Source organism: Bacillus sp. JJ1521 (genome assembly GCF_036965165.1).
In the GTDB taxonomy this organism is placed as follows: domain Bacteria; phylum Bacillota; class Bacilli; order Bacillales; family Bacillaceae_L; genus Ferdinandcohnia.
The window spans coordinates 1-19070 of record NZ_JBALOX010000008.1; the positions used below are offsets into that span (position 1 = coordinate 1).

Sequence of the window (19070 nt, forward strand, 5' to 3'; positions counted from 1 at the left end):
CACGTCCTGTGGCAACGTCTTTGAGACCCTCATCATGTGGGCCTCAACTAACAATAAGTGGAGGTGGTGCCCCCCACTTATTGAAGTTTCATTTTATTCTTCTCCTTCTTCATCAAGGAATGTATTCAACATTTCTTCAACAAGGTCCCATTCTTCTTCTGTTTCGATTGGTTGAAGTTCGCCATCTTCTCCGTCCTCAGATGGGCTAAAGCTAGATGCGTGAATTTCGATATCTTCTTCATCCTCATTCTCATCACTAACTGGATAATATAGGACATAAGACTTTCCAAATTCTTCTGATTCGAATGTAAATAATACTTCACAAAGAATTTCATTACCTTGTTCATCAACTACAGTTATTTGCTTTTCACCATGTTCCATTTAAATCCACCTCATTAATTTTTACTATCTAGATACCCTTGGAGAATCATGACTGCTGCCATTTTATCGATAACTTGCTTTCGCTTTTTTCGACTTACATCTGCAGATAGTAGGACTCGTTCGGCTGCAACTGTTGATAGACGCTCGTCCCATAAAACAACAGGCAAACTGAATTTCTCCTTAACCATATTAGCAAAATGCTGACTAGCCTCGCCACGAGGTCCAATCGTTCCATTCATATTTTTAGGCATACCGATTACGACAGATTCTACCTCATATTCTGTGATAATCTCACCAAGTCGATCCAAACCAAACTGCTGACGTTCTTCATTAATCTTAATGGTTTCAATACCTTGAGCAGTCCAGCCCATTTCATCACTGATGGCGACACCGACTGTTTTTGAACCGACGTCTAACCCGAGAATCCTCATTCGTTTTACCCCTCACGATGGATCTTTAAATAAGATTTCACAAGCTCCTCAATAATTTCATCTCGTTCAAGCTTTCGGATAATATTCCTTGCATCATTATGACGTGGAATATAAGCAGGGTCTCCTGATAATAAGTATCCTACGATTTGATTGATTGGATTATATCCTTTTTCTTGAAGAGCATCGTAGACATTGAATAATACTTCATTTACATTTGTTTCAACTGGTTCCTCTGGAAAGTTGAATTTCATTGTTTTATCAAATGAGCTCAAGTTCTGCACCTCACTCTTTAGATTCTGATGTTTGAATCCGTGCATGTAAATCTTACCATTTATTGTACACTAATCACAACTAAATAGAAACAAGAAGTGACAATTTGCATCATCCGTTTAGTCAGGATGATACAAATTTGTGGATTTTAGATGTTTTTTACCCATTCTTCTACAAATTTTAATGCGGATTCAAGCTGCTCTGGATTTTTACCACCTGCTTGGGCCATATCTGGGCGACCACCACCGCCACCGCCACATCGGGTTGCAACTTCCTTGATTAGTTTTCCAGCATGGAAGCCTTTTTCAATCAAGTCCTTTGTTACACCTGCCGTTAAGTTTACTTTACCATCGTCCACAGATCCTAAAACAATAACCGCCGAACCAAGCTTTTGTTTCAAGTCATCTACCATTGCACGAAGATTATTCATATCTTGGGCATTTACTTTACTAAATAAAACAGTTACACCATTAATTTCTTTTGCTTTGTCAACAAGGCTTCCTGCTTCAATATTGCCAAGCTTCGCTGAAAGTGATTCATTTTCACGATGTAAATTGCGAATTTCATGCTGTAATGCTTCAATTCTACTTGGAACTTCAGTTGGCTTAGTTTTTAATAGATTAGCCGCTTCCTGAAGCATCTTCACTTGGTCATTGATGACATGGTATGCCGCCTCACCTGTTACAGCTTCGATACGTCGAGTTCCTGCCCCAATACCTGATTCAGAGACAATTTTGAATAAGCCGATTGTTGACGTATTTGGTACATGGCATCCACCACAAAGTTCTAAGCTGTAGTCACCAACCTGAACAACACGAACAATGTCTCCATATTTTTCACCGAATAGGGCCATAGCTCCCATCGCTTTTGCCTCAGTTAGAGATTTGTAATCAATTTGTACTGGGATGCTGCTCCAGATTTTTTCATTCACAATTGATTCAATTTGCTCAAGCTCTTCTGGCTTGATTTGTCCAAAATGTGAGAAGTCAAAACGTAAACGATTTGAGGTTACGAGTGAGCCCGCTTGGTTCACATGAACTCCTAGTACATCTTTTAATGCCTGATGTAAAAGATGTGTTGCTGTATGGTTTTTAATAACCGAACCGCGATTATCTTGGTCAACATTTGCATGAAGTTGGTCACCGGTAGCTAAACTTCCTTTTTCTATGACAATTCGGTGAAGGTTTTGGCCATTAGGTGCTTTTTGAACATCCTTCACAATCAATTTTGTAGTTGCATTTTCAATTGTACCTTCATCCGCGATTTGTCCACCGCTCTCTGCGTAGAAAGGTGTTTTGTCTAAAATTAACTGAATTTCTTCCCCTTCATTTGCCTTTTCAACGATTTCTCCATCTTTTACGATTACAAGAACCTTTGATTGAGCCTCAAGTTCATCATAGCCAACAAAAGTACTTTCTACTTTTATTTCTCCAAGAACACCACTTTGGACTTGCATGGAATCTACATCTTGACGAGCAGATCTAGCTCTTTCACGTTGGTTTTCCATTTCACGATTAAATCCATCGTGATCCACCTTCATGCCTTCTTCTTCAGCATATTCCTCTGTAAGTTCTACAGGGAAACCGTATGTGTCATATAAACGGAAGACATCAACACCCGCAATAGTGTCACTTCCTTTTGCCTTTTCCTTCTGAATAACAGTTGATAAAATAGCAAGTCCATCATGTAATGTTTCATGGAAGCGTTCCTCTTCTGTTTTCACTACTTTTTGGATAAATTCTGTTTTTTCTTTTACTTCAGGATAAAAATCAACCATAATCTCGCCAACAACTGGAACAAGTTCATACATAAATGGTCGATTAATTGAAATTTGTTTTGCGTAACGTACTGCACGTCTTAATAATCTTCGGAGAACATAGCCTCTACCTTCATTTGATGGCAGCGCTCCGTCTCCTACCGCAAATGTAACTGTACGTATGTGGTCGGCAATAACCTTAAATGCTTCATCTTTTTCAATCGCTTGCCCATATTTTTCACCAGAAATGGACTCGGTTGCCTCGATAATTGGCATGAAAAGGTCTGTGTCAAAATTGGTAGGTACATTTTGAATGACTGAGCACATTCTTTCAAGACCCATACCTGTATCAATGTTTTTCTTAGGAAGTGGAGTATATGTACCATCCGGGTTATGGTTAAATTGTGAGAACACAAGGTTCCAGATTTCTAAATAACGCTCATTTTCTCCACCAGGAAATAATTCAGGATCGTTCGGGTCATTTCCGAACTCTTCACCACGGTCAAAGAAGATTTCAGTGTTCGGACCACTTGGACCTTCACCAATATCCCAGAAGTTTCCTTCGAGGCGAACAATGCGTTCCTCGGGAATACCAATCTTTTTATTCCAAAGCTCAAAAGCCTCTTCATCTTCCGGATGGATTGTGACAGAAAGCTTCTCCGGATCGAACCCAATCCAATCCTTGCTTGTTAAGAATTCCCACGCCCACTCAATCGCCTCTTCTTTGAAATAATCACCAATTGAGAAGTTTCCAAGCATCTCAAAGAAAGTGTGGTGTCTTGCTGTTTTCCCTACATTTTCGATATCATTTGTACGAATGGATTTTTGCGCATTACAAATCCGTGGATTCTCCGGAATAACACGTCCATCAAAATATTTTTTTAAAGTAGCAACTCCACTATTAATCCATAGTAAGGACGGGTCTTCATGTGGAACTAAGGAAGCACTTGGTTCAACAGCATGCCCCTTTTTTTGGAAAAAATCTAAAAACATTTGTCTTACTTGTGCAGATGTTAACTGTTTCATTTCATAACCTCCAATATCATTTTAGACATAAAAAAATACTCTAATCCCTAAAAAACAGGGACGAGAGTATGCTCGCGGTACCACCCTGATTATGGACGCAAAAAATTATCAAATGCGCCTTGGCGTATTTGCGCCCAGATTTTTTTCGAGCAAGATCGAAAATTTCCCTTTAAAAATCTGAGGCATCCGCCGGCGGATGTAACTTTATTCAGTGGGATTTAAAACTCACTTAATAAAGTTACGACGTCCATCACCTTCGTATATTGATAACGGTATTCACCGGTAGGTTTTCCTACACTCAGGAGTAGCGTTCTGTTACCCTTCATCAGAATTCCTCTCAGCCATGGAAATTCCTCTCTGGTTTGATGGTACTGTAACATACTGATTCCTTCATAGTTTTCATTTGTATTACATCATTTCTTGTCAATTATATTCAAGTAAAAAATGTTTGTCAACGCTCGCGATATTCCTTTCGAATAACCGTAAAATGCTGTTTGGCATGAACGATAAATACCTTTAAAATGGCTACTACCGGTACAGCAACAATAAGCCCAACAACCCCACCAACTTCTCCGCCTAATAATAGTGCTGCAATGATTACGACTGGATGTAGCCGCAGGCTTTTTCCTACAATAATCGGTGATAACAGATTTCCTTCGATAAACTGAAGTCCGAAAACAACTACGACAACAATTATCAGCATTTTCACGGAAATAGTAGCTGCAATTATGGCTGCAGGAATGGCACCAATAACTGGTCCAAAATATGGGATGATATTTGTAATGGCAACAATACTTCCAAATAATAATGGATATTTCATTCCTGAAAACAAGAATGCCACTGATGCTGTTGTGCCAACAAGCAGACAAACGATGAGCTGTCCTCTAAGATAATTCCCCAGTGATTCATCCACATCTCGAAAAAAAAGCTGACCCGCTTTTCTGAGTCTACGAGGGGTGATATACCAAAGTGCCTTAATCATTTGATCGTGATCCTTTAGCATATAAAACACGATGAACGGAATAATCGCAATGATAAAGATTGAATTGAGCAATCCTTTGAAAATTTGAATCGTCCTTGAGAGCAGGTAATCGACATAGCTTTCAGCAGAATTGAGCAACTCATCAAGTTGTCCGTGAACAAAAGCAGGAAGCTGTGATGTTCCTGTTTCTATTTCTACTAACCAGCCCCTATAGGTTTTGCTGAATTCCGGAAAGCTTTCAGCAAGATCTTTTAGCTGCGCAAGAATCATCGGGATTCCTTTGTATATCGCGATTCCAATTCCTCCAAAAAAAAGTAAATAGATAAGTAATATTGCTAGTGATTTCGGTAGTCCGCGATTACTTAGTTTTTCAATAATAGGATGAAGCAAGTATGTAATAAAAACAGAAATGATAAAAGGAATTAAAAATGTCTTTAAGAGTGACACAATTGGGAGCCAAATTGGAGCCAATTTTAAAAAAATATAGATTGTCAAAAACGCTATCAATAGTAGTGATAATCTGAAGATCCATTTGACTCTATTTTCGTTCATCACTTTCACTCCCTTAGAAAGTAGTTTTTGGAATCTAAGTGGTTTTATACGGAGGGAGTGTACCTCTTGATAAAATTCGTGGATGGTTTGTCCACTTGAATTGGTAGAAATTATTGTAAAAATACAGATTGTTTTGTAAAATGATGCTGAAAGGATGTGGTAGCTTGATTTTTAAACCACGCGGTGAAAATACGGAGCTAGAGTTATTCCGCTCTTTACGGATTCGCAAGAAATTAGCGATAGAGGACGAAAACAATTTTACTTACCTTGAAAAGGGTTGGCATGGTGAACAACAGTTTGACCTATTGCTATTAGACCTTCCAAATGATTGCCTCATTTTAAACAACCTTCTCCTTAAAGTGAACAACTCCCTTTTCCAAATTGACTCTCTACTTATTACACAAAAGAAAATAAACATCTTTGAAATTAAAAATAACGAGGGTGATTATTACTTCAAAAATGATTGCTTGCACATGATTACTGGAAGAGAAATCAAAAACCCACTCAACCAAATTACCCGCAGTGAATCATTATTTCTGCAACTCCTCCAAACTTTGAGATTCAATGTGGCAGTAGAATCTCAAGTTATTTTCATAAATCCTGAATTTTATCTATATGAGGCTCCAATTAAAGTACCTTTTGTATTTCATTCGCAACTTGGTCGTTTTATGAAAAATTTAGAATCGGTTGCGGCTTCTGGGTTTTCTCAGGACCATTTGCGTTTAGCGGAAAAATTGGCTTCTTTGCATATTACGAAAAATCCATTTTCGCAGCTGCGCGCTTACACTTATGATGAGTTGGAGAAGGGGATTGTTGGTAGATGCGGTTGTGGATTCATGAAAATTGAGAATCAAAACTATCTTATTTGTCCAATTTGTGGGGAATTTGGAACATAAGGAATCTGCGGTGTTACGGAGTGTAAGGGAGTTAAGTTTTCTGTTTACGGAAAGGAAGATTACGGTGAATGGGGTTATGGAGTGGTGTGGGGTAATTAATTCAAAATTGACTATTCGTAAATATTTATTAAAAAAATATCAGTTAGTCCATTTCGGTAAATCTTCGTTTTATGTACCAAAAATTGAGGAATAAACTTGCGAAATATCGACTCTTGATTTGAGGGTGTTTGGTATAACGAAAAGTTTTTTGCGGTATATCAACCCTGAGTTCAGGAGCACTGATATACCGTTAAACTAATTTATGGTATATCAGCACTTGCTTCAGGAGCACTTGGTATACCGTTAAACTAATTTGCAGTATATCAACACTTGCTTCAGGAGCACTTGGTATACCAATAAAACCTTTTGCGGTATATCAACCCTAAGTTCAGGAGCACTTGATATACCGTTAAAACCTTTTGCGGTATATCAACCCTGAGTTCAGAGGCACTTGATACCGATAAACCCTTTTGAGGTATATCGTGCATGATTTCGGAGGTACTTGGTATATCAATAACTATTTTTGGAATTCGCATATTCAAAAAACCCCACATTCGTGGGGTTTTCTTTACATATTACATCATTTTCGCAATGCGTTTACGCATTTTTTTCATGTTGCGGGCAGACATAACATCTGTTCTTTGCATAATTCCGAATGCCGCAGCACCTAGACCCATTGTGATTAGAGAAGTCATTGCTTTATTCATAACCTCTTCACTCCTTGTTTAGGATTACATACTGATTGTTCGATCGTCCTCAGCAAACAGATCATCCAACGAACTGAGTGTGCCATCTTCCTCTACCTGATGTGTGAATATTTGTCCTTTATTTACTGATAGCTCGATAAAACATCCCCAGCAGTAATATTGGTTGACACCAATTTTACCGATATCTTTACTTTTACAATTTGGGCACTTCACAGGGTACACCTCACGTCATGGAATTCCTAATTTAGACATCAACGACGATGACATTTTCACCAATTTTTAAAGGTTTCTCAGTTTTTATAACCTTTTTTCCTTCAGTTATGTCAGCAAAAAAGCCATCCGTTACTTCATACCCTATAATCGTGCCCACTTCTTCTGTAAAATATACATCTTCTAGTAAGCCCAATTTTTGTCCTTGAGAAGACATTAAAGGCTTTCGGAATAATCCATGATGTGTGTGTAAAAAATAAGTCGGTGAATCCGCCTCGTTGTCCAGACGCTGAAGCATCTGGACATCAGAAACCATGACACCATCATCTCCAATGGCGGAGATGCTTTGGATGGGGACTACTCGATCTCGTTCAAATAGTCCTTTTCCTTTCATAATCAAGGCATTTACTTTTCCATCTGATGTGATACAAAGATCAGCAACTCGGCCAAGTACCTCGGCAGAATTTTCATCATAGACCGGTAAATCCTTAAGTAGTGAGTATGTCCGCAAAGATAATCGCCACCTTTCCGAACATTACTTATCATTTACTTTCGGGCATGTTGCCATACTGCACAAGAGTTTCCAAAAGAATTGATGTTGTCTGGAAAAAGAAAAAAGCTGGAGTCTCCAGCTTTATTCAGCCTCCATATAATCATATGGAGAAATTCCGGCCATTCCGATATTCGGGTCAGTTTGAAAAAGCATATCATAATATGACATAGCTTCTTTTGGAACAGGTACCGCGCCATCTTCGATTACACCAAAGGTTGTTTTTAATTTTTCACATAAGGTTGTCTGGCGGTTTGTATCGTTGGCGCGTTGGACACCTTGACGTAATGCGTCTTCCTCACCGCAAAGGATTAAAAAGTTTTTAGCCCTTGTAATTGCAGTGTAGATTAAATTTCGACGCAGCATGCGATAATACCCTTTAACAACTGGCAAAATCACGATTGGAAATTCACTACCTTGTGACTTATGAATCGAACAACAATAGGCGTGTGTAATTTGATTTAAATCCTGCTTTGTATAGGTGACTTCGTTTCCTTCAAAATTAACAACAACCATGTCTTGTTTTTCCGTGTTTTCTTTAGCATAAAAGATCGATTCAATTTCACCGATATCGCCATTAAAAACATTGTTTTCAGGCTGGTTTACTAATTGGAGTACCTTATCGCCCCTGCGGTAAATGATATCCCCATATTTTAATTCGCGTTTTCCATGCACTGGTGGATTAAAAAGTTCCTGCAGCATGACATTTAAACTGTCAATGCCTGCTGGACCACGATACATGGGTGCCAAAACCTGAATGTCCCTAACAGAGTAACCCTTCTTTTTCGCATTGTCCGAAACCTGTCTAACAACCTCCATGACCTGGTTTTGATAACATTTTAAAAAGGAACGGTCTTTTTTGGGCGACGAGATGTCTGGTGGCAGGTTGCCTTTTTTAATATCATGAGCTAATTCGATAATCGATGAGCCTTCGGATTGACGATATATGTCTGTAAGTCGTACTGTTGGCAAAACCTCTGAAGCCAATAAATCCTTTAAAACTTGTCCAGGACCGACTGATGGCAATTGGTCCTCATCTCCTACTAGAATAACTTGGACATGATCTGGCAGTGATTTAAATAACTGATTAGCTAACCAAACATCAACCATTGAAACCTCATCGACAATTAACAGTTTGCCATCGATAGGATTATCCTCATCATGGTTAAAGCCTTCGACGCCATTCCATCCTAATAGCCTGTGAATGGTGACAGCAGGAAGTCCGGTTGATTCACTCATTCTCTTTGCCGCACGTCCGGTTGGAGCGACTAATACAACGGGGAATGGATTTTCAGAATTATAATCCTTTGGATCCAATGAGCAGCCATGCAATTCCCCGTATAATTCAACGATCCCTTTAATGACTGTTGTTTTCCCTGTACCCGGTCCCCCTGTTAAAAGGAGCATTGGAGACATTAATGCTTTTTGTATGGCATCTTTTTGTGAAGGTGCATACTGGACCTTAATTCTTTCCTCAAGTGCACCAAGTGCTAGCAAAAATTCTGATTCAGGAAAAATATTTTCGTATTCGGTCTGTTCCATAACACGTTTAATATTGGTGATTAGTCCTTTTTCAGAAAAGTAAAGGGATGGCAGGTAAACTTTGTCCTCTTCAATAACAAGTTTGCTTTCTTCGGTTAAACGAATCATTTCCTGTGAAATATCGGTCGCAATAATTTCTTCTTGGCTATTTTGCTCTAATAGTTGTTGAATACGGATTATTAAATCCTCAACATTTAGATAGACATGCCCATCCTGTAAAGAGTCTTGTTCAAGTATGTATAAACAGCCTGCTTTGATTCGGTCTGGATGATTTCCGGAGATTCCCAATTGGCGTCCTAATTCATCGGCTCTTCCAAACCCGACTCCTTCAATATCCTCAACTAATTTATAAGGACTGTGTTGAAGAATTTCAAGAGTTTGCTCTTTGTACATTTGATAAATCTTCATTGAAAGTTGAGGCCCAAATCCATATTGGGAAAGGCCAATCATGATTTGTTCAAGGCCCTGGTGCTGCTGAAGGGTATCGTATATTTCCTTCGCTTTGTCAGGTGAAAGTTTATCAACCTCTTCCAAGACTGAAGGATTTGCGATAATTTTTGAAATGGCTCCTTCTCCAAGGACCTCCACTATTTTTTCCGCCGTTTTTTTCCCGATTCCTTTAAAAAGATCACTTGAAAGATACTGGACGATTCCTTGCTTTGTGTGGGGAATTTCTTTTTGAAATTGTTCAACATGGAACTGGATTCCGAATCGTGGATGTTCCTTTAAGCGACCAAAAAAGAGATAGGTCTCATTTTCATGAATGCGAGGGAAATACCCCGTTACAACCGCTTCTTTTTCATTATAGTCTTCGTTTGTTTCTTGAAGTCTGATGCGAACAACAGAATATAAATTTTGCTCATTATGAAAAATAGTAACTAAATGAGTTCCTTTCATGAATTTACGCTGTTCATTAAATAAATCTAAAGATTCCTGTTGTTCCAAAAGTATTCCCTCCCCGTCATTTATTCGCTTAACGCTTCACTGATAATTTTCTTTCCATTTGCTGCAAGCGCATGGTCTGGCTGAATTTCTAAAGCTTTTTCAAACATGTTGAGTGCTTTTTTATAATCATTTTTAAAACCAGCATAGGCAACACCTAAATTGTAATAGGCATCGGAGTGCTTAGGTTCTAATTCGATTACACGTTTAAAGGTTTTAATACCTTCATCAATTACCGATTCACCCGCGAGGCAAAGTCCGTATTGAAATAAAGCACCTACATCATTTTCGTTAAGTTCAACTGCTCGTTTCATATATGGCAATGCAAGCTTTGGTTGACCTAACTGAATCAATGTCATTCCTAGCATAAAATATGTATCGCTATTGTCGACTCCAGCTTTTAGAGCTTTTTCAAACATGTCCTTAGCTTTGATAAAATCATCCTGGTTGTAAAGAAGGCTACCGATTCCGTAATAAGCTGTTCCTGCCTCTGGATCGAGCTCCAGTGCTTTGTTAAAAAAAGCAATCGCTCTTTCGGGATCACCTACAGCCGATAAAAGGTTTCCGAAATTTATGTAGTAAATTGGGTCTTTCGGGTTTTCCTCAATGGCTTGTGAAAAGCATTTCGCTGCTTCCTCGTATTTTCCTTCTTGCATATATTCAATACCTTGTTTATTAAAATCCAATTGAAATCACTCCTTTATGCAGTTCATATTATAACACAGGAAAACCCCAACCCTAAATATAGAGTTGAGGTTTTACTTTATCCTACATAAGTTAGACGTTCGCCATTTTTAAAGACTTTATCGATCGTTGCACCACCAAGGCATTCGTCCCCATTATAGAAGACAACAGCTTGTCCAGGTGTAACTGCGCGGATTGGTTCATCAAAAATCACTTTGACTGTATTTTCATCAACCTTTTTTACAGTTACAGCATTATCTTGTTGACGATAGCGGAATTTGGCTGTGCATTTAATATCCTCTTCTGGTTTCATATCGGATACCCAACTCACATTTGTTGCTAAAATGGAATCCGAATAGAGGTATTCATTGTGGAAGCCCTGATCAACATACAAAATATTTTTCTCAAGGTCTTTACCAATTGAAAACCATGGTTCACCACTTCCACCAATGCCAAGTCCATGACGTTGTCCAATTGTATAATACATTAAACCATCGTGCTTTCCTTTTACTTCACCTGAAAAAGTCACCATATCACCTGGTTGTGCAGGTAAATAATTGCCTAGGAATTCTTTAAAATTGCGTTCACCAATAAAGCAGATTCCGGTACTGTCCTTTTTCGTTGCAGTCGCGAGATTTGCTTCTTTTGCAAGCTCACGTACTTTTGATTTTTCAATATTTCCGATTGGAAACATTACCTTTGAAAGCTGGTCCTGGGTAAGTTGATTTAGAAAATAGGTTTGATCCTTATTTTCATCGACACCACGGAGCATTTTATATTCTCCGTCTCTATATTCAACACGAGCATAGTGACCAGTAGCTAAATAATCCGCACCAAGTGTTAAGGCATGATCTAAAAAGGCCTTGAATTTGATTTCTTTGTTACACATGACATCGGGATTTGGCGTTCTGCCTGCTTTATACTCGTCCAAAAAGTAGGTGAACACCTTATCCCAATATTGCTTCTCAAAATTGACCGCATAATAAGGAATGCCGATTTGGTTACAGACTCGGATCACGTCCTCATAATCTTCTGTTGCTGTACAAACGCCAAATTCATCGGTATCGTCCCAGTTTTTCATAAAAATCCCGATTACATCATAGCCTTGCTCTTTTAATAAAAGTGCGGCAACAGATGAGTCCACTCCACCAGACATCCCTACAACTACACGGGTATCTTTTGGATCTTTCATGTTTCCACCCCCTATTTCGTTAATCGTTTGACANNGTTTTTATGTCATCAATGGTGTTTCCTAGCCCAAAACTAAAACGGATTGAAGAAGCAATTCGGTCGGAATCTTTTCCAAACATCGCTACAAGCACATGTGATGGGTCAATCGAACCAGCCGTACATGCAGACCCACTTGAGACAGCTATTCCAGCTAAATCAAGATTGACTAGCATGGACTCAACATTCGTTCCAGGAAAATAAATATTTAAAACATGAGGCAGTGACCTTGATAAATCGCCATTCACTTCAAACGTGATATCTTGTTCCTTTAAAATAGAAACAAAGGTCTGTTTAAATTCCTGATAAAGTGTATTTTTTTGAATCATAGTTTGTTTTGCTAATCGAGCTGCAGCTTGTAGACCGATAATACCTGCAACATTTTCCGTTCCAGCACGGCGTTTTTTTTCTTGTTCGCCCCCAAATAGAAGTGGCGCAAGCTTTTTGCCTTCTTTCATAAATAAAAAGCCGGTTCCTTTAGGACCATTAATTTTATGGGCAGAAACTGAGAGCAAGTCAATCTTGTATTGATTCACATCTATATCAACAAGTCCATATGCTTGGACCGCATCGGTATGAAATATTGCCTGGTGTTCATGAAGAAGTTCTCCAATTTCCTCAATTGGTTGAAGTGCACCTACTTCATTGTTGCCAAACATAATAGTTACAAGAATGGTTTCTGGAGTTAGGGCTGCTTCAACCTCCTTAACTGAAACTAATCCCGCCTCGTTAACGGGCAAATACGTAACTGTAAAGCCATGTTTTTCAAGATGTTCACAAGTATGAAGGACGGCGTGATGTTCGATAGCTGATGTAATGATATGTTTGCCTTTTCCTTGCATCGTATAAGCAGTTCCCATTATCGCTAAATTATCTGCTTCGGTACCACCACTTGTAAAAATAATCTCGTTTGGCTTTGCATGTATACTTTCGGCAATTGATTGTCTCGCTTCATCAACAGCGTGTCGACCTTTTCGACCAAAATAATGAATGCTTGAAGGATTGCCAAAAACCTCAGTCATGTACGGGAGCATACTCTCCACGACATCAGGGTGCATGGGCGATGTAGCTGCATGATCTAAATAAATAAATTGCATCATTGCGCCCTCCTTTTTTTAAAATGGAACTTTTTGATTATGCCATGTTTTTCTTAAATATAAAACATATATGCATCATTGCCGTCGCTATAGCTTGCGAGGTCTTCAAGTGTCGTACTGTCTAACACCTCTTTAACAGCATCTCGAATTCTTATCCATAATTCCCTTTTTGCCGGCTCTTCATCCTCTAAAACCTCTACTGGGCTAATTGGTCCCTCAAGAACGAGAATGACATCACCTGCTGTAATTTTTGTAGGTTCGTCCCCAAGGACATAGCCTCCATATGCTCCGCGAATGCTTTTAACCAAGCCTGCATTGCGTAAAGGTGAAATTAGTTGTTCAAGATAATGTTCAGAAAGCTCATGCTTTGCTGCAATCGACTTTAATGAGAGAGGTCCGTTTCCATGATTCTTTGCAAGCTCAATCATGATTGTCAGACCATATCTTCCTTTTGTTGATATTTTCATTCATATACACTCCTAATTACTAAAATGATTCACTTTCACTTCAATCCCTGGTGTTTTGTCCAGTTTACGTTTTAATTCATCATGCATTTTCTGACATTGTGGCAATGCAAATCCCGCAACATAACCAATTCCTACACAATATATCAAGGTTCCAACGAAAACAGGGCCCCCTAATAACCAACCAATCGTTAACACAATAATTTCCATTCCTGAACGAATATATTGCACCTTCCACTTAGAAAGTTCAGTTAGTGCTAACATCAAACTATCCCTTGGGCCAGCACCCACCTTAGCCGAAATATAAATTCCCATTCCATATCCATTAATAAGAAGGCCAATGAGCATCATGATGAGTTTTCCGATAAAGGTATCAGGTGTAACGAGGAAAGGAACCATCATGAACATATCTATAAAAATACCTACCGAAATCATATTTAAAAATGCACCGATTTGAGGCAATCTCTTCAATAAAAATGAGGAAAGAAACAAAATAAAAAAGCCGACAATAATCGACCAGGTGCCAATGGTAAGACCGATCTGTTTATATAGTCCGATATGCAAAACGTCCCAAGGGGATGCCCCAAGATCTGCTTTGATAATCACGACAATCCCAAGTGACATAATTAACAAGCCGATAAAAAAAGTTGACCATTTCAAAATATGGTGGCTAAAACTCATCTGTACTCGCATTCTCTCACTCCGTCTCTGGTGTCTCTCACAGTTGTATATCTTCTCTCTTTTATTTCCTGTTTGGTTTTCTTCTAAACTCACGACATTATATCATAAATTGCATTGCATTTGTATTTTAACTGTTGCAAACGTATGATAAAGTTGGAGTATCGACTTTGAACTGTTGGTTAAGGGGATGAATCTTTTGCTTTTTGAATCACTTATCGAAGCACCTTTATCGTATCGAATGCGACCAAGACATATTGAAGAAATTCTTGGCCAGAAGCATATTATCGGCAAGGAGACGGCGTTATATAAAATGATTATGAATGGACATGTTCCCTCCATCTTACTTTACGGGGAGCCCGGTATCGGAAAAACATCGATTGCAACAGCTATTGCCGGAACCGTTGATATGCCCTTTATCTCAATTAATGCTACAACTGCAGGTAAAAAAGATATCGAGGATGCAGTATCGACCGCAAAAACAGAAGGAAAATTAATCCTTTTTATCGATGAGGTTCATCGCTTTAACAAAGCACAGCAGGATTATTTGCTCCCGCATGTTGAACGAGGTCTCATTTCGTTAATTGGGGCAACAACAGAAAATCCATTCCATGATGTAAATCCTGCCATCCGGAGTAGATGTGGTCAGATTAAAGAACTTCGTCCATTAACAAAAGAAGACATTAAAGAATTAATTCAGCGCTCCTTAGAAGATTCAGAACGTGGTCTTGGCCATTTGCAAATTTCGATTTCTGAAGAAGCTATAGACCTCATTTCGTCATCCACAAAGGGTGATGCCCGTTCTGCTATGAATGTTTTGGAAGATGTCGTGTTAGCCTCAAAAACAAGAGATAGTGACGTAGTTGAAGTAGATCTGGAGCTTGTAAAGGAATGTGTAGAAAATAAAGGCTTCTCCCATGATAAAGACGGAGATCTTCACTATTCATTACTATCCAGCCTTCAAAAAAGCATCCGGGGCAGCGATGTGAATGCGGCCCTGCATTATTTAGCAAGACTTATTGAAGGCGGAGATTTGGTTTCGATTTGCAGAAGACTTACGGTAATTGCCTATGAAGATATTTCAATTGCCGCACCCGAGGTTGGGGTTCATACTGTAGCTGCTTGTCAGGCGGTAGAACGACTGGGACTGCCTGAAGCACGTATCCCGCTAGCGAATGTCGTGATTGAACAATGTTTATCACCAAAAACAAATAGTGCATATAGATCACTTGACAAGGCGATTGAGGATATTAGAAAAGGAAATATCGGGGAGATTCCAGACCACCTCCGCGATGCCCATTATAGTGGTGCAAAAGAGCTTGGTCATGGTATTGGTTATCTTTATCCTCATGACTATGCAAATGGCTGGGTGAAACAGCAATATTTACCAGACTTATTGAAAAACAGAAAATACTTTAAACCGAAACAAAATGGACAAGAAAAGTATTTTGCAAAAGTATATGACCGGCTTGAGCAATTACAAAAAGAGGGGGAGAAATAGACTTTGCTATTTCATCCCCCTTTTGTTTTATTATTGTCTAGCTCCAGGCGCCATCGGCTCTCTGGTCTAATCCAATCGTTTCGGAAGGTAAAAAGCACCTTCTTTCAGCGCTTGTCTTATGCTTGTCGCCGATAGGCGGGCGCCTTGCGCTTTTCTTGTTAAGCAGCTACATCACGTTTCGTAAAGACGAACCATGTAAGTGCATTAAATAATACAAAATAAATTATTAACATGATAATCGAAAATGACATTGTCATTCCCTCAACTAAAACATATCCAGTGAGGTATTGAGATAAATCTGTATTCGCAAACAAGATGTATTTTGCCCAATCGAACTTCATTGCCAAAAGAGCTGTAGCATTTACTCCTGCAAACATTAAGAAGATGGCTAAACCAATGGCAAGACCACTATTTCTAAAGATCGTTGAAATCATAAATGCAAATGTAGACATCATAATTAAGTTAATAGATTTTAGTCCAAAGATGCCTAAAATATGAGAAACCATGTGTACCTCATGCACCGCACCATCCCTATACACAAGGTGTGGAATGGAACCGTCAAACCCAAAGAATATACTTCCCACTAATAATGATGCAACAAAAAGCAGAGCCAAGGAAAACAACGCAAACAAGATGGTTGCTAGATATTTTGATAGTAGAATCTTCGCCCTTGATACGGGTCGGATTAACAATAATTTAATGGTTCCCCATGTAAATTCAGAAGCCACACTGCTTGCACCAACAACGATTGTAAATAATGTAATGACCGAAACAATTTCCGCCGTGTAACTCATGTAAGTCCAAATCGAAGTCGAACTAGAATCTGTTGGAGCTATATTATGTTCAAGACGGTATTCGTTAATTGCCAATTCTTTTTTAAACGTATCCTTTGCTAACTCTGGATAATCTTCACTCGCAATATCTGCTTTAAGCGTTTCATTATACTGCTGTAAATTTTGTTTCCAATTTTCATTAGCAGAATCTGAAGCTGTTGTGTTCGTGACGATTCCTACAACTAATGCTGCTATGATGAGAATGACGAGCATAATCCATGTTGAGACACGACGGTAAATTTTCATATTTTCATTTTGAATAAGTTTAAATATATTACCCAATTCCGCTACCCCCTGTTACCTCTAAGAATCGGTCTTCTAATGATTTTGAAAGCTGCATGATTCCATAAACTAGAATCTCATTTTTTACAAAACTAGCATTTATTTGGGGAATCATTTCATGTTCCGTTAGAATTTCAATTCCTTTTTCTGTTTGAATCACTTCTAGCACTGGGTATTCATTAGCTAAAATCGATAATGCATTTTCTACATGATCTACTTGAAATTGAACCCGAATACTAGCTTCTTCATTCACAAATTCAGTAACTTTCTGAACACCTACTAATTCTCCATTTTGGATAATCCCAATCCGATCACACATCATTTCCATTTCGGATAACAGGTGACTGGAAACAATAACAGCCAGACCTTCTTCTCTCGCAAGTTTCCTAACATAATCACGAACCTCGCGAATTCCTGCGGGATCTAATCCATTTGTTGGTTCATCTAAAATCAAAATTGAAGGGCTATGTAATAGCGCCTGCGCAATTCCTAAGCGCTGCCTCATTCCCAGTGAATATGTTTTCACCTTATCATTAATTCTTTTTCCAAGCCCAACTAGCTCTGTTACTTCAAGAATTCTATCTTTCGTTACCCCTTTTACCATCCGTGCATAGTGTACAAGGTTTTGATAGCCTGTTAAAAACTTATACATCTCTGGGTTTTCAACAATCCCCCCGATATGCCCAACAGCTTGTTCAAAATTCTTTGCTATATTTGTTCCTTTTATTATGACTTCTCCGTCTGTTATGGACATGAGTCCAACCAGCATCCGAATGGTAGTTGTTTTACCTGCTCCGTTTGGTCCTAAAAATCCAAAAACCTCTCCAGGATATACATCAAAAGTAATTCCTTTAATAATATCTTTTTTGCCGATCGTTTTTTTGACATTTTTTAATTGTAAAACTGGTTGCACATTTTTTCCCCCTTACAATTTGTGAGATTCGAACCTGCAAGAATCTCGTTCACATCTTCCGGATTATGCGATATTACTACTTACGTATTATAAATGAAAAAGTTCCCATTTTTTTAGGTTATGAGAAAACTTTACATTCTTTTTACTTTGCAAATAGCTGTTATGATACGCTTTTAGCTGTATTTTCTTTTTTCCAAAACTAGTAATGTATAAAACAAAAATAACGTGGTCATGCTAGATATAAAGAAAAAATCTATCATTTACGATTAATAGGGAGTTGGTTTTATGAAAGTAAGACAAGACGCATGGTCACATGAGGATGATCTCTTATTAGCTGAAACGGTATTACGCTACATTCGTGAAGGTGGAACACAATTAGCTGCATTCGATGAAGTCGGCGACAAATTAAACCGCACGTCAGCAGCTTGCGGGTTCAGATGGAATGCGGAAGTTCGCAATAACTATGAGCAGGCAGTTACAATTGCGAAAAAACAAAGAAAAGAAAGAAAAAGAGCACTTGAACGAATGAACAAAGAAAATGTCATAACGAATGAAACACCAGTAATAAAGGAAACATTTGTAGAAATACCTGCTCCTCAGTACGTGGAAGAGGTTTCGGCAGAATTAATCCCTTCATCAAACTCCATTTCGCTAGAAGATTGTATTTCTTTTCTGTCATCACTACGACATCATGATCTTCTGTCAAATCAATTGGAAATGGAGAATAATCGCTTACGTCGTGAAAATGAATCATTAATGCAACAAACTAAAGAACTTGAGAAGAAACTTGAAAAGTTATCTGACCAACAGACTATTATTCAAGAAGACTACCAAGCCCTTGTCCAAATTATGGATCGTGCACGACGCTTAGTGATGTTCGAAGATTCAGACGACCGCAACTCTCCTGCATTTCGCATGGACAAAAACGGGAATCTTGAACAATTGGCGAAATAGAAAAGTTCAAGGAGCCCGCTTTAGGAACATCGACTAACTACCGCCACGTCCTGTGGCGAACGTCGATGTCAGCACTTCCTGTGCAAGTCAAGCACAAGAAAAGCGCTGACAGAAGGTGCTCTTTACCTTCCGAAGCGATTGGCTTGTGACCTC

General features: G+C 38.7%; 19 protein-coding genes. 3 read left to right on the forward strand and 16 right to left on the reverse strand.

Annotation, left to right across the window (positions count from 1 at the left end; all coding sequences use genetic code 11):
* Positions 1-93 precede the first annotated feature (93 nt).
* From V7147_RS01545 to V7147_RS01565, 5 genes are all read right to left on the reverse strand, one after another.
* On the reverse strand, positions 94-381 hold the full coding sequence (locus V7147_RS01545; protein WP_335366100.1) for a DUF1292 domain-containing protein: 288 nt from the start codon (positions 379-381) through the stop codon (positions 94-96).
* Between the two features lie 14 nt (positions 382-395).
* A complete protein-coding gene (gene ruvX, locus V7147_RS01550; protein WP_335366101.1) occupies positions 396-812 on the reverse strand; it encodes a Holliday junction resolvase RuvX in 417 nt (138 codons plus the stop codon).
* Between the two features lie 5 nt (positions 813-817).
* Positions 818-1084, reverse strand: coding sequence for an IreB family regulatory phosphoprotein (locus V7147_RS01555; RefSeq protein ID WP_010678229.1), 267 nt, complete (start codon positions 1082-1084; stop codon positions 818-820).
* Between the two features lie 146 nt (positions 1085-1230).
* Positions 1231-3864: an alanine--tRNA ligase gene (gene alaS, locus V7147_RS01560; protein WP_335366102.1), complete on the reverse strand. Its 2634-nt coding sequence runs from the start codon at positions 3862-3864 to the stop codon at positions 1231-1233.
* 451 nt (positions 3865-4315) lie between these two features.
* Complete coding sequence (locus tag V7147_RS01565; protein ID WP_335366103.1) at positions 4316-5398, reverse strand: AI-2E family transporter; 1083 nt, start codon at positions 5396-5398, stop codon at positions 4316-4318.
* Between the two features lie 164 nt (positions 5399-5562).
* Between V7147_RS01565 and V7147_RS01570 the strand changes: the two genes are divergently transcribed.
* On the forward strand, positions 5563-6294 hold the full coding sequence (locus tag V7147_RS01570; protein ID WP_335366104.1) for a nuclease-related domain-containing protein: 732 nt from the start codon (positions 5563-5565) through the stop codon (positions 6292-6294).
* Positions 6295-6908: 614 nt separating this feature from the next.
* On the opposite strand, the gene V7147_RS01575 is transcribed toward V7147_RS01570, so the two are convergent.
* The 9 genes from V7147_RS01575 to V7147_RS01615 all read right to left on the reverse strand — a co-directional run bounded on the left by V7147_RS01575 (position 6909) and on the right by V7147_RS01615 (position 14437).
* On the reverse strand, positions 6909-7040 hold the full coding sequence (locus tag V7147_RS01575) for a YrzQ family protein (RefSeq protein WP_335366105.1): 132 nt from the start codon (positions 7038-7040) through the stop codon (positions 6909-6911).
* 24 nt (positions 7041-7064) lie between these two features.
* Positions 7065-7253 carry a hypothetical protein gene (locus tag V7147_RS01580; RefSeq protein WP_335366106.1) on the reverse strand — a complete coding sequence of 63 codons (189 nt, stop codon included), beginning with the start codon at positions 7251-7253 and terminating at the stop codon, positions 7065-7067.
* A gap of 31 nt (positions 7254-7284) precedes the next feature.
* Positions 7285-7761 (reverse strand): PRC-barrel domain-containing protein, encoded by a 477-nt coding sequence (locus V7147_RS01585; RefSeq protein ID WP_335366107.1) that lies wholly within the window; start codon positions 7759-7761, stop codon positions 7285-7287.
* Between the two features lie 123 nt (positions 7762-7884).
* Positions 7885-10287, reverse strand: coding sequence for an SF1B family DNA helicase RecD2 (recD2, locus tag V7147_RS01590; protein WP_335366108.1), 2403 nt, complete (start codon positions 10285-10287; stop codon positions 7885-7887).
* A 20-nt stretch (positions 10288-10307) separates the two neighbouring features.
* Entirely contained in the window at positions 10308-10970 is a 663-nt protein-coding gene (locus V7147_RS01595; RefSeq protein WP_335366109.1) for a tetratricopeptide repeat protein, read from the reverse strand.
* 77 nt (positions 10971-11047) lie between these two features.
* Complete coding sequence (gene mnmA, locus V7147_RS01600; RefSeq protein ID WP_335366110.1) at positions 11048-12160, reverse strand: tRNA 2-thiouridine(34) synthase MnmA; 1113 nt, start codon at positions 12158-12160, stop codon at positions 11048-11050.
* 19 nt (positions 12161-12179) lie between these two features.
* Positions 12180-13292 (reverse strand): cysteine desulfurase family protein, encoded by a 1113-nt coding sequence (locus V7147_RS01605; RefSeq protein WP_335366111.1) that lies wholly within the window; start codon positions 13290-13292, stop codon positions 12180-12182.
* A 53-nt stretch (positions 13293-13345) separates the two neighbouring features.
* Positions 13346-13759, reverse strand: coding sequence for a cysteine metabolism transcriptional regulator CymR (gene cymR / locus V7147_RS01610; RefSeq protein WP_335366112.1), 414 nt, complete (start codon positions 13757-13759; stop codon positions 13346-13348).
* A 12-nt stretch (positions 13760-13771) separates the two neighbouring features.
* Positions 13772-14437, reverse strand: coding sequence for a YczE/YyaS/YitT family protein (locus tag V7147_RS01615; RefSeq protein ID WP_335366138.1), 666 nt, complete (start codon positions 14435-14437; stop codon positions 13772-13774).
* A 196-nt stretch (positions 14438-14633) separates the two neighbouring features.
* Here V7147_RS01615 and V7147_RS01620 point away from each other — a divergent pair, with 196 nt between their 5' ends.
* The gene (locus V7147_RS01620) at positions 14634-15935 is read left to right on the forward strand and encodes a replication-associated recombination protein A (RefSeq protein ID WP_438824526.1); all 1302 of its coding nucleotides are present in this window, start codon (positions 14634-14636) and stop codon (positions 15933-15935) included.
* Positions 15936-16093: 158 nt separating this feature from the next.
* Here V7147_RS01620 and V7147_RS01625 read toward each other — a convergent pair whose 3' ends face one another.
* Positions 16094-17050, reverse strand: coding sequence for an ABC transporter permease (locus V7147_RS01625; protein WP_335366114.1), 957 nt, complete (start codon positions 17048-17050; stop codon positions 16094-16096).
* Entirely contained in the window at positions 17043-17963 is a 921-nt protein-coding gene (locus V7147_RS01630; protein ID WP_335366115.1) for an ABC transporter ATP-binding protein, read from the reverse strand. The genes V7147_RS01625 and V7147_RS01630 overlap by 8 nt, the downstream gene beginning before the upstream one ends.
* 285 nt (positions 17964-18248) lie before the next feature.
* Between V7147_RS01630 and V7147_RS01635 the strand changes: the two genes are divergently transcribed.
* The gene (locus V7147_RS01635) at positions 18249-18917 is read left to right on the forward strand and encodes an RsfA family transcriptional regulator (protein ID WP_335366116.1); all 669 of its coding nucleotides are present in this window, start codon (positions 18249-18251) and stop codon (positions 18915-18917) included.
* Positions 18918-19070: the final 153 nt, after the last annotated feature.

What these genes read in the sequence shown, in the direction of transcription:
- V7147_RS01545 (WP_335366100.1), bottom strand. Translation starts at nt 381, where the DNA reads ATGGAACATGGTGAAAAGCAAATAACTGTAGTTGATGAACAAGGTAAT.
- ruvX (WP_335366101.1), bottom strand. Translation starts at nt 812, where the DNA reads ATGAGGATTCTCGGGTTAGACGTCGGTTCAAAAACAGTCGGTGTCGCC.
- alaS (WP_335366102.1), bottom strand. Translation starts at nt 3,864, where the DNA reads ATGAAACAGTTAACATCTGCACAAGTAAGACAAATGTTTTTAGATTTT.
- V7147_RS01565 (WP_335366103.1), bottom strand. Translation starts at nt 5,398, where the DNA reads ATGAACGAAAATAGAGTCAAATGGATCTTCAGATTATCACTACTATTG.
- V7147_RS01575 (WP_335366105.1), bottom strand. Translation starts at nt 7,040, where the DNA reads ATGAATAAAGCAATGACTTCTCTAATCACAATGGGTCTAGGTGCTGCG.
- mnmA (WP_335366110.1), bottom strand. Translation starts at nt 12,160, where the DNA reads ATGAAAGATCCAAAAGATACCCGTGTAGTTGTAGGGATGTCTGGTGGA.
- cymR (WP_335366112.1), bottom strand. Translation starts at nt 13,759, where the DNA reads ATGAAAATATCAACAAAAGGAAGATATGGTCTGACAATCATGATTGAG.
- V7147_RS01615 (WP_335366138.1), bottom strand. Translation starts at nt 14,437, where the DNA reads ATGAGTTTTAGCCACCATATTTTGAAATGGTCAACTTTTTTTATCGGC.
- V7147_RS01635 (WP_335366116.1), top strand. Translation starts at nt 18,249, where the DNA reads ATGAAAGTAAGACAAGACGCATGGTCACATGAGGATGATCTCTTATTA.